General features: G+C 57.6%; 7 protein-coding genes. 5 read left to right on the top strand and 2 right to left on the bottom strand.

Annotated elements, in window-relative coordinates; translation table 11 throughout:
• The first annotated feature begins 786 nt into the window (after nt 1-786).
• The 3 genes from JQ627_RS38580 (at nt 787) to JQ627_RS38570 (ending at nt 3,966) form a co-directional block, all read left to right on the top strand.
• Complete coding sequence (locus tag JQ627_RS38580) at nt 787-1,977, top strand: helix-turn-helix domain-containing protein (RefSeq protein WP_212489544.1); 1,191 nt, start codon at nt 787-789, stop codon at nt 1,975-1,977.
• Nucleotides 1,978-2,559: 582 nt separating this feature from the next.
• Entirely contained in the window at nt 2,560-3,213 is a 654-nt protein-coding gene (locus JQ627_RS38575; RefSeq protein ID WP_212489547.1) for a response regulator transcription factor, read from the top strand.
• Between the two features lie 360 nt (nt 3,214-3,573).
• Nucleotides 3,574-3,966: a response regulator transcription factor gene (locus tag JQ627_RS38570; RefSeq protein WP_212489543.1), complete on the top strand. Its 393-nt coding sequence runs from the start codon at nt 3,574-3,576 to the stop codon at nt 3,964-3,966.
• Between the two features lie 99 nt (nt 3,967-4,065).
• On the opposite strand, the gene JQ627_RS38565 is transcribed toward JQ627_RS38570, so the two are convergent.
• Together JQ627_RS38565 and JQ627_RS38560 are read right to left on the bottom strand one after the other, a co-directional pair.
• Entirely contained in the window at nt 4,066-4,632 is a 567-nt protein-coding gene (locus JQ627_RS38565; protein WP_249143742.1) for a sulfite oxidase-like oxidoreductase, read from the bottom strand.
• Between the two features lie 227 nt (nt 4,633-4,859).
• Nucleotides 4,860-5,411: a PAS domain-containing protein gene (locus tag JQ627_RS38560; RefSeq protein WP_249143741.1), complete on the bottom strand. Its 552-nt coding sequence runs from the start codon at nt 5,409-5,411 to the stop codon at nt 4,860-4,862.
• A 402-nt stretch (nt 5,412-5,813) separates the two neighbouring features.
• Between JQ627_RS38560 and JQ627_RS38555 the strand changes: the two genes are divergently transcribed.
• Together JQ627_RS38555 and JQ627_RS38550 are read left to right on the top strand one after the other, a co-directional pair.
• Nucleotides 5,814-10,649: a trifunctional serine/threonine-protein kinase/ATP-binding protein/sensor histidine kinase gene (locus JQ627_RS38555; protein WP_212489541.1), complete on the top strand. Its 4,836-nt coding sequence runs from the start codon at nt 5,814-5,816 to the stop codon at nt 10,647-10,649.
• Between the two features lie 1,348 nt (nt 10,650-11,997).
• Nucleotides 11,998-12,164: LysR family transcriptional regulator (locus tag JQ627_RS38550; protein WP_212489545.1), on the top strand; the 167-nt coding region annotated here is incomplete at its 3' end.

Below are 12,164 nucleotides of genomic sequence, written 5' to 3'. Positions count from 1 at the left end.
GGCTCTAAGGGCGAGGCTTGGGCCCATCCGATTCGGACAGGGCAGCAAGCACTGTTTCGGTCGTCGCTCCCGTGATGGAGTCCGGCCCGACAAACGCTCGACGGATGATCCCTCGTTGGTCGAGGATATAGGTGGCCGGTATTGGCAACATCCAAAAGGAGAAGCCATGGAGATGCGGGCGCTGCCGTCGCGACGCCGCTCTATGCGGGCGTCAGATCTTCACCACATCGCCCGCGATGTATTGGCTTCATTTAGGGGCGTGGAAAACTCGATTAGCTTCAGGCCAGACTAATAGGCGCAGAAAAGGCGGAACTACACCAAAATTGCGTCAGCGCCAATATCGCAGGCCGAATAACAGGCGGTGGAAGAAGAGTCGTAGCGAGCGGGACCGGTGGCCAGCCTTCCGGCCTTATGACAGCCGCCTTGTAGCATGCTCGCTATATTGAGGAAGACCTGATCAAACTGGGTCCGCGTGCGCGACGTTTCAGAAATCGGAACCGGCGAAGTGACGCTCCGCGCCAAATAAGTCGAAACCGGGATATCCAAAAGTCGCAGCCCGGCTCGGCCAAAGTCTAACCCGGCTTCGCCCTTCCTGTCAGACGTGCAAATGCGAGTGCAATTGAGGACTTGCGTGTCGCAGGGCAACCTCACCTCGCATGGCTTGTAGCAGCTTTCGGGCGAAGGAAACTGCCGCTCGGCCTGATGCGGGGCCCTCAGCACGGGCACCGCAATCGCGCAACGGAATCGATGAACGAAATCCTGAATAGGAACCCGGAGTCCGACCCCATGCGCCTAGCCGATGATGACCAGTTGACGGCACAACTCCAATTCAAACGGACGAGAGAAGCGATGGCAAAAGGCCGCCCACCACTTTCGCCCTCGACGCTGCGAGGCGAACTCCAGCAAGTCGGTTTACGCGAGAATTTGTTGAGGCCACGCTATTCGCGGCATGCCCCCGAAGATCTGCAACAACGTTCAAGATCACAAGTGTTGCTTCCGATAACTCGATCCCCGATCATTGGAGGCGACCATGAATCCTCCATTTTTGATCCAGCTCGCCAATTGGATGGTCTCGTCGCGGCGAATGCGATCCATCCTGTCGTTGAAATCTCTCCTCGCGAGGCTGTGGCACGCCTCACCCTAACAGGGCATGGCATGGCCGCCGAATCTGTGCAATCCACCAGCCGAAGCGCAATCCAACATCATTATCGGGCTCCAATGCACATGCTCGTAATGTACGAGAAGGGGGAGCGCCGCGACGGAGAGACATTTGTGGAAGGTTTGCCGCGATCAGCGCTCCGGAACCTCGAGCGGAAGCTGACATTTGTGCCGGCTGGCCGCGAATTTCACGATTGGCACGAGCCGCGCGGGTCGCAGATGCGGCTCATGTACTTCTACTTCGAACCTGAAAAGCTTAAGGCTCTCTCTAAGCATGGCATCACCGACCTAACGGACGCTCCACGCCTACTATTCGAGGACGAAACGCTATGGCACACCGCGTTCAAGCTGAAGACTTTCGTCGAGAGTTCCGCGGGTGACCCAATGTACTTCGGAAGTCTCGGTACTCTGCTCATACATGAAGTCGTGCGTTTCACTTGCGGAATGCCCAGCATTCAACCGCAACTCAAAGGTGGCCTTGCACCGTGGCAGCAACGAATCGTCACCGCCTATATCGAGGAACATCTCAATGAGCGGATACCGATCGGCGCGTTGGCGCAGCTCGTTCGTCTAAGCCCGTTTCATTTCTGCCGGGTATTCAAACAATCTCTCGGAATGCCGCCACATCGGTACCAGACCAGCCGTCGTGTTGAGCACGCCAAGTTGCTACTGGCAAACCGCGCGGGCTCGATGACGGAAATCGGTCTGGCGGTAGGCTTTAGCAGTCGCAGCGCGTTCGCCACGGCGTTCCGGAAGGCGACGGGAATTGCCCCCGCGGATTACCGCCGAAGCGTGGCTCCTCCTGTGAAATATGAATGACCTGCGACGTCGCGACCGGTGCGCGCTAGGAAAGCAGCTCACGAGCCTGACGAAGACATTGCATCTGCGAGTGACGGCCCTGGCGGCATCCGTTCTCGCGAGCTTAGTGGTGAGCATGTTGTCGCACGTCAACGGATCATTTCGGTCTTTAAACCGCCGAACGCGTTAACGACGGAAACTCGGATATCTGGCCGTACTCGATGCTCCCATAGCCCATTGGCAACCGGCTAAGACTGACTTGCCATATTGGCTCCACGAGCCGGAAGACTCTTGGCAACGAAAAGCAGAAAGTCCGCCGCACGAGTTCAACAAAGCGACCGAAAGCTGAAGCGGCGCAAGGGGAACGGCCCCGCCGAAAGGCCACAGAGCGATCCTAAGGGCGCTCGGTAAATCTGTCGCTGCTAATGGAGCGTGAGGGTGAACAGATATTTCATCGGCCGGCTTACAGCAGGGTGCTGAGGGCCATCGACCTGGCGAACGTCTCGCGGCAACGAACCATGGCGTTCCACGCTGGAACTCGCGCGGTGTCACGTGTTGAACGGCCTTCGTGAAGGTGATATTTTGAATTTGGGAGAGTATCTCGTGGCGCAGCATTCTATTCAAAAGCGTGCGGTAGCCGAGGAGCCAACTATCGCCGTTGTCGACGATGACGAGGACTTCCGCGACTCACTCGGAGGTCTGTTGAACTCGGTCGGCTTCAAGGTCAAGTTGTTTGGGTCGGCCGCGGAGCTGCTCGAAGACGAATTGTTACCGGTGGCGAGCTGCCTCGTACTTGACGTCAGATTGCCGGGCTTGGGCGGTCTCGATTTTCAAACCGAGCTATCGAAAATGAACGCTTCCATTCCCATCATCTTCATGACCGGCCACGGCGACATTCCGATGTCGGTCAAGGCGATGAAAGCAGGCGCTGTGGATTTTCTGACCAAGCCGTTCCGCGATCAAGACATGCTGGATGCAGTGGCGATCGCGCTGGAACGCGATCGGACGCGACGGAAGGCCGAGCAGCGGCTCACGGACCTGAAGTCGCGTCTCGAGCGTTTGAGCCAGCGCGAGCGAGAGGTTCTGGCTCTCGTGACCACTGGCTTAAAGAACAAGCAGGTCGCTTTCCAGCTAGACATAGCCGAGATCACTGTGAAGGCGCACCGTGGCCATGTGATGCAGAAGATGGGTGCGCAATCGTTCGCCGAGCTTGTCAAAATAGCGGAGACGCTTGGCATAAAGTCGCCGCGGTCTTAATCGCTTCGTGATGGCACGTGGCACCATCCGCGAAGACGTTGTTGTTTGTGCGAACCAACTGATGGTCTTAATCGGTTGCCGGAAGAGCGCCGCTCCGCGTCGAACGTAAACGACTTGGCATCGGCGCGCGTTCGGACGTGGCCCAAACCAGGCTGAACTATTCAGAAGTTCTGCATCAATTATTCCAAAGTATAGCAACGATTATTCCGAAGTGTGGCATCGCCCGTCCACAATATAATCGCCAGTCCAGCCTCTTGTCGTTACAGTGCGATTGATTGGATAGCCGCGCAGTGCGCGTCTTGAGATTGACACGAAACGCGAGATGCGGCGGACCCCATCCCCAGCAGTGAGGGCGGGGATATGTCTAGCGAAATTCAGATTTCGATCATCGATGATGATGAGCAATCTCGCGCGGCATTAGCGGATCTCATGCAGGCAATAGGTTTCACGATTGAGGCTTTCCCATCCGCCGTGGATTTTTTGACGTCTCCCAACGTCCGCCATACCTCCTGTTTGATCGTTGATGTCCACATGCCGCGCATGACTGGGACTGAACTGCATAGCCGCTTGGTAGGATCTGGCTATGACATACCTACAATTCTCATCACGGCTTACCCCGATGACAGCGCGCGAGCTCGGGCTCTGGGTCGGGGCGTCGTTTGCTACCTGGCAAAACCCATCGACGAGGAGGTTCTGCTCGCATGCGTCGAATCGGCTCTGCGGCGCGCCAAATCGGATAAAAGTCCGTCATGACCGCTCAATCAGCTGCCGGCGCCTGCAGGTGAAATAGCCGAACGATTGGGTTCGAGCAACCGTACTTGACACCGGCTCATATCTCCAGCGTCCCGATGCTCAGCTCGAAGATCGTTGCTCTTTGAACGGGTCGCCGTAAATGTGATATCCGTTAAATTCCCATAAGCCCGGCGACTCGCGATCCAACAACTCGATCCCGCGCACCCACTTCACGCTCTTGTACGCATAGAGGTTTGGCACGACGAGGCGCAGTGGGTAGCCATGCTCAGGCGAAAGGGGTTCGCCGCCATGCCGCAGGGCCAAAATCGTCGTCGGGCGCAGAAAATCCGAGATTGGCAGGTTTGCCGTGTAGTTGTTCTCACCATGAACCATCACATACCGGGCCCCTGGCCGCAACTTCACTCGCTTCATCAATTCTGTGGCGAGCAATCCTCCCCAATGGCTGTCGAACCGGCTCCAGCCGTTGACGCAGTGCATATCCGCGAATACGTCGCTCTGCGGTAAATTGGAGAGCTCTTCCCACGAAAGCCGCAGTTGCTCCTCTACCAGGCCGAACACGCGAAAATCCCACGTCCTGGGAGCAAACACCGGCACCGAGCCCACATGCAGCACCGGCCACTTGAGCGTCAGCGACTGTCCCGGGGGCAGCCGTCCAGCGGCACGCATCTCACGCTCTCGTTCGGGTCGCTCGTTCGATTGCACAAATCGCTCCATTGCAAAGTATAGCGCGCGCAATAGTATACCGCGGCCTAGTTGGCAAACGTCGCCAATCTTCGGGGCCTAAAACGCCGTCAGCCGCGTTGCGGCGGACATAACCAAACATTGGGCTTCTGGTACCCCACATCCAGAAGCGCCCTATCAAGGTTCCAGCCCGAAGCGGCGAAGGGCGAGCCTCACTCCTTCCCCTCACAGGTCTCAGAGTTAGAACTACTTGCAGACTCTGAGAGTAAGCCAGGAACAGTCTTGCTGGTATTGTGACGGAAAATGTTGACGGCTCCGATCACCTCGTCCTCATCGTCGCGAATTGGAAAGACATTAACGAGCGCCAGAAGACGATTACCGTTGGGCTGCTCGCAAATCACATCGGCGTTTCGAACGGTGCCGCTGTTGTTGATTACCATGGAAGATGGTGAAAGTTCGTGCGGCATCACTTCTCCTGAGGGGTAACGAAGAAGGTGTGACCCGCAATACTTTTCCGAGGTTCCTAGAGACGGCGTGCGTCCCCAACCCGCGATTGCAGTTTTGTTGCATTTGACGACAGTGGCATCCTTTTCGAGAACGTATATCCCTACTGGGATAGAATCCATCGCCGCTTGGTCTGCAAGAATTCCTTTTGCGACGAGGTGCCCGTCGACGAGTTCTCCTCGGAAGTCGATTTTGTCGAAGTCGCCATCCAAAATCATCGTGCTTGTTGCCAAGCCACTATCTGTCACGCTGGTTGCCATTTTCAACCTCCTTTGCGCGAAAGAGTTAGTAAACGATGGCGCAGCAAGTTCGTTCCTTCAGACAATAGTTCGGCAGCGAGGCTGTCTTAAGCGGTGCGTGCTATCTGCTCGGGCGGCGGCAGCACGTCTTCAAGTTCTGAAAAAACAGGCTTCGCGGAAACTCGCCACCACATCTCCGATCGCGGGACTATGAGCCAGATGATGGGGGCGACGAGAAGGAGGATAGCGCGTACGTTCGACGGAGCGTGAGAGATCGCGAGGGGATAAGCGCAATTTACCGTTCTACGCCGAACAGAACCAACTCTACGGCCGTCGCGGCCATTGATATTTCATCCCTGTTGACATCTTTCTAGCGTCCTGCCCAAATGATCATTCCGAGGTCGTGATGCCGTGGCAACAAGAATGTCACCTATCTCGGGGTACGTGCTGGTGCCCCTGCGGGAAAGCGCGGACTTTACCCTTTACCGCGGCCGAAAGCACGACGACCCCTCGCCAGTCCTGGCTATCGCACTCTTCGAACAGCCATCGCCTCAGAGTATCAAGCGGCTCATGCACGAATACTCGTTCGCAGCCGAACTCGATATCGCGTGGGCTGCCACACCTCTGGCCATTACTCGTCACGAAGAGCGGACGATCCTCTTACTCAAGGACCCTGGCGGACAGCCGCTGGATCGGATTCTTGAGCGTGACCGGGGGCAACCGCTCGACCTGACTCGCTTCCTTAGCACCGCCATTGGGTTGGCAAGAACACTCGGTCAAGTCCATCAACGAGGCCTCATACATAAGGATGTCAAACCTGCGAATGTCCTCGTCGACGACGCCGGCAACGCGTGGCTCACCGGATTCGGGATTGCATCCCAACTTCCGCGGGAGCGTCAGTTGCCCGAACCTCCCGAGTTCATCTCGGGAACGCTCGCCTACATGGCGCCCGAGCAGACGGGACGAATGAACCGTTCGATCGATTCACGGAGCGACCTTTACTCGCTCGGAGTGACGTTTTACGAAATGCTGACCGGGAGTCTTCCATTCACGGCCTCCGACCCGATGGAATGGGTGCATTGTCACATCGCGAAACAACCAGCCGCACCCAGTGAGCGGGTGGGAACCGTGCCGGCCTCGGTCTCCGCGATCACGATGAAGTTGCTCTCCAAGACCGCGGAGGAGAGGTATCAGACAGCGGTGGGAGTTGAGAGCGATCTTCGGCGCTGCCTGTCCCAATGGGAGTCCCAGGGGTGGATCGATGACTTCGCGCCTGGCGCTCGCGACATCCCCGATCGCCTCTTGATCCCCGAGAAGCTGTACGGGAGGGACCGCGAGGTTGACACTCTGCTCACCGCCTTCGACCGCATCGTTGGCGGTGGCCGAGCAGAGCTTGTGCTCGTCTCCGGATACTCCGGCATCGGCAAATCGGCGGTCGTCAATGAGCTTCACAGACCGCTCGTGCCGCCACGCGGCTTGTTTGCGTCAGGCAAATCCGACCAGTACAAGCGCGACATTCCGCATGCCTCGCTGGCCCAGGCGTTTCAGAGCCTCATCCGGCGGCTCCTCAGCCAGAACGAGGAAGACCTGCGCAAATGGCAGGACGCACTTCGTGAGGCGCTGGGTCCGAACGGACTGCTCCTCGTCGATCTCGTCCCGGAATTGAGGTATGTCATTGGCGAGCAGCCGCCAGTGCCCGAGTTGCCACCGCAGGAAGCGCAGAGACGTTTTCAGATCGTATTTCGACGGTTCATCGGCGTATTTGCGCGACCTGAACATCCGCTCGCGCTATTCCTCGATGACATGCAATGGCTGGATGTTGCCACACTCGACCTCCTCGAAGATCTGTTGACCCGCGACGATTTGCAGCACTTACTGCTCATTGGTGCGTATCGGGACAACGAGGTCAATGCCGCCCACCCGCTGGTACGTAAGCTAGAAGCGATCCGTCAGGCCGGAGGGGCAGTGCAGGAGATCGTTCTCACACCACTCAGTCGCGACGATCTAGGTGAACTGCTTGTGGACTCCCTTCACTGCCAAATGGAGCGCGCCGCCCCACTGGCAGAATTGATTCACGAAAAGACGACGGGCAACCCGTTCTTCGCAATCCAGTTCATTTCCACTCTGGCGGACGATCGCCTGCTGACATTCGACTACCGCGAGCGGCGTTGGGTATGGGACCTGCTCCGTATTCGTGCCAAAGGCTTCACGGACAATGTTGTAGAGCTGATGGTCGAGAAGTTGAAGCGCCTTCCGCCAGAGACCCAGAAGGTACTCCAACAGTTCGCCTGCATGGGCAACAGTGCAGAGTTCGAGATGCTGCGGATGGGGTATCAGGGCTCGGTCGAGGACATGCACGACCATCTCTGGGAAGCCGTGCGCTCGGGCCTCATCTTTCGTGCGGACAATTCCTACGGCTTCCTGCACGACCGCGTGCAGGAAGCGGCCTACTCGCTTATCCCGAAGGAGTTGCGTGCCGAGGCCCACCTACGCATCGGAATACTCCTCGCCGAGCACACGCCCGCTGAAAAACGTGAGGAGGCGATATTTGAGATCGTCAATCAACTCAACCGGGGCTCCCACCTCATCACCTTTGTCGAGGATCGCGAGCGCGTCGCAGAACTGAATTTGATCGCAGGCCGGCGCGCGAAACTCTCGACAGCATACGACTCGGCGCTCAAGTATCTCAGGGCCGGCAGAGCCCTTCTAGAAGAAGAGACTTGGGAACGTAATCGCCAGCTCATCTTCTCGATCGAGTATATGACAGCCGAGTGCGAGCTGCTGACCGTCACGGTTGGCCTCGCCGCCGGGGATCCACTCGCGGAAGTGCAAAAGGAATGCGAGAACGGCCTGGCATTTGCTAGGCGGGTGCGTTTCGGCCTGGTCATCGAGCGCTTCGAAGCACAACTCGGCTTGATCCTCACCTTGCGCGGGCTGACTGCTACGTTCGGGTGCCTGGATCATGATGGATACAGCGAACTCGATACCGAACGCCGCTTGGCCATCAGCCCCGATCTGTTGCTCGCCGAGTTCTACTACTGGACGCGAAAGCTGCAAGCGCACTTTTTGGCCGGAGACCTTGCGTCGGCGGTCGACGCCTCGCTGCGCGCAGAACCGCTACTTTGGACGTCGGCGGCAATGTTCGAGTCAGCGGAGTATCGACTTTATAGCGCGCTGGCGCATGCGGCGGTGTGGGATCACGCCACACCCGAGCAGAGACCTAGGCATTTCGATTCTGTGCTGGACCACCACCGGCAGCTCCAAGTGTGGGCGGAGGTCAACCCCGAAACCTTCGAAGACCGCGCTGCCTTGGTCGGAGCCGAGATCGCCCGCATTGAGGGCGGGGTACTGAACGCTCAGGCACTGTACGACAAGGCCATCCGCGCGGCTCACAAATACGGGTTCGTGCACAACCAGGCGATTGCCAATGAGATTGCCGGGCGCTTCTACGCGAAGCGCGGTCACGAGAAGATCGCGGCGACCTATTTGCGGGCCGCGCAGGCCTGCTACCTGCGCTGGGGAGCCGACGGAAAGGTTCGCCAACTCGAGGGGCTTTATCCGCACCTCAATGTGGACAAGTCGATCCCGGATTCCACGGCGACGATAGTGACACCCATCGAGCAGCTCGATTTAGCTACCGTGATCAGAGTCTCGGAAGCAGTGTCAGGCGAGATCGTTTTCGACAAGTTAATCAACACGCTCATGAGTTCGGCAATCGAACACGCGGGCGCCGATCGAGGTCTCTTGATTCTTCCGCGAGGCGACGAGTATCAAATAGAAGCAGAGGCCACAACCAGCAGTGACAACGTTAACGTGGTCCTGAGACAGGCACGTGTCACGGCCACAGATCTACCGAAGTCTGTGTTTCACTACGTCCTTCGGACAAAAGAAAGCGTTCTCCTGCACGACGCGTCCAGCCAGAGCTCATTTTCAGCGGATGGTTATATTCGCGACCACCGCTCACGGTCAGTGCTCTGCCTGCCGATACTTAAGCAGACCAGGTTGATTGGGATGCTGTACTTGGAGAACACTCTTACGACTGCCGCCTTTACTCCTGCTCGAATGGTGGTCCTCACACTGCTCGCTTCGCAGGCTGCAATCTCAATAGAGAACGCTAGCCTGTACCGCGAGCTAGCTGAGCGGGAGGCGAGGATCCGGCGGCTGGTTGATTCCAATATCATCGGCATCTTTGTGTGGGATCTTGACGATCGGATCATCGATGCCAACGACGCTTTTCTCCGCATCATCGGATACGACCGCAGCGATCTCGTCTCTGGGCGACTACGCTGGCGGGATCTGACGCCTTCCGAATGGCGCGATGCCGACGACCGGCGTGTGGCGGCGCTGGAAGCAACCGGAACCGCGCACCCCTATGAGAAGGAGTACTTCCTGAAAAGCGGCGGCCGCGTGCCGGTGCTGGTCGGGGCAGCGACGTTCGGCGGGCGGCACGACCAGGGCATGGCCTTCGTAGTGGACCTGACCGAGCGCAAGCGGGCGGAGGAGGAAATTCGCGAAAGTGAGCGGCGTTACAACGAGGTGCAGATGGAGCTCGTGCACGCGAATCGAGCCGCAACGATCGGGCAGCTCTCGGCGTCGATTGCCCATGAAGTCAACCAGCCGATTGGGGCGACGCTCAACAATGCTTCCGCGGCGCTGCACTGGCTGAGCAAAGAACCGGCAGACCTGGAGAAAGCTCGGCAAGCTCTCAACCGGATCTTTGCAAACGGCAATCGCGCCAGCGAGGTCATTGGCCGGATGCGCGCGCTTTTCAAAAAAGCACCTCTTCGGAAAGAAGACGTGGACATCAACGGAGCAATCCTCGAGGTCATCGCCCTGACCCGTGGCGAAGTCATGAAGTATGGCATTTCGGCGCAGTCACACCTCGTGGAGGGGTTGCCGCTCATTCAGGGAGATCGGGTCCAGCTGCAACAAGTGATCATGAACCTGATCATCAACGCCGTCGAAGCATTAAGCTCGGTCCGCGAGGGATCGCGAGAGTTGGCGATCACCACTGGTAAGGGCGAGCCGGACGGCGTGCTCGTCGTAGTGCGGGATTCGGGTCCAGGTCTGAGTTCAGCTGATCTTGAGCGCATCTTTGAGGCCTTCTACACGACAAAGCCCGGCGGCTTGGGGATGGGTCTATCGATCTGCCGCACCATCATTGAAGCGCATGGGGGACGACTGTGGGCCACCGCCGCCCAACCTCAGGGCGCGACTTTTCAACTCGCGCTGCCTGCACAGTCAAATCAGGCAGCGTGAATTGAACACCCCGCAGCCCGCTAACGGCGGAGCCGCTGGCTACCGACGTCCTGGAGTTTTGCGATTTCAAGCACACGCCCATCGCCCCCGTGACCGATTCGCATCAACTATGAATTCGCCCTTGGAGCAGGCTTGATGCAATGACAGATAGCGATCTCGAAGGCGCAAAGGCCCGCTTTGGTTTCACAATTTAAAATGACAGCCGCCCCTCAACCATGGAAAGGCACAAGCCATCGAGCTGAACTTCGAGCTCAAGCGTCGGCATGATCCCGGCTGTCGTTGGAGTAGTCAATGAAGCCTATGTCAACGAGCTCACGAATTACGACGGGACGATCGCCGCCACAGAGTCGCGAATTTCGATCCATATGTGCTCAGGCTCGTCGCCTTAACGAGCGCTGAAATAGCTAACGGGCTTTCGTGAATGCGCCAGCGGAGATGGTGGTCGTTCGGGGAGACGACTTTAGGATGGGCCCACCTGCGACGGAAAAAATGCCGCTAAGTCGATGAAGGTCCTGAGTATCAGCTCGTCTCCAAGCTCCCCGTGACATTCGCCGATTTGGACGGGGTGCGTTTCAGTCTGTGGCTGATTGCGTTCGTTACGGCCGGTCAACGTGTGCGCCGAAGGTCAACTTGGCGAAGTGCGAACCGTGCTCCTTGACCACGGATATGACTAACGTGTCGGAACCTCAGCGAAAGCCGTCGTTGAGAGCCACTTTCGCAGTCTGAGTTAGCGCAACCGATCCTGACCTCTAAAGCACGGCGGATCCTTCGAGCCTACTTCGGTTGATCCAGCGGTCCAGACCACTGAGGTGTTGGACACATTACAGACGCAAGCGCCGCGAAATACTCACTCAACAAATCCGCAAGAATGAGAACGCCGTAACAAGAACTGCACTTAACTCCGCGACCAAGCCGCTCTATTTCTTTGCAAGAGCATCAGTCGCACGGCAGCGTCACTGAGACCAAGGATGGGCGTATCCCAGCGTCAACTGCATCGCCTAATGGCGCCGATGTGAGCGCCAATGACACCAATCGTTACGCCATGGGGTGGGCACATACAATTTCAATCATCATGAGCGAAGAGCTCCGATCGCAAAGGAAAAAGTAAAAGAGCAAATGCGTCTACTTCTATATCGCCAGTGCCAAGAAGGATGACGGGACCCTGTTCTATCCTTTGCCGCACAAAGTGACTCCGCAGCTTGGCGTCGCGTTAGGTAACAAGTCCTGCCGGGAAGAGAACGATGGAGAGTATAAACCTCACGGCCATCGCCATAAGAGGGATGTCGGCGATGGTCTATGGCAACGAACTGGAACGGTCCGAACCGCGGCAAATCTTTCGAGTATGAGTATGCAACTCCAGCTTCATCAGGTGCGATATTTCTTAGCCCTAGCAAGGACACTCAATTTTACGCGGGCGGCGAAGCAATGCAATGTGACGCAGCCGGCGCTGACAAAGGCCGTTCACAAGCTGGAGCAAGAACTCGGTGGCGCGCTGATTCACCGTGAACGTCACTT

The organism is Bradyrhizobium liaoningense (genome assembly GCF_018130785.1).
Lineage (GTDB): Bacteria > Pseudomonadota > Alphaproteobacteria > Rhizobiales > Xanthobacteraceae > Bradyrhizobium > Bradyrhizobium liaoningense_A.
Note: the sequence above shows the minus strand (reverse complement) of the source record. Positions and strands in the feature narration are given on the sequence as shown.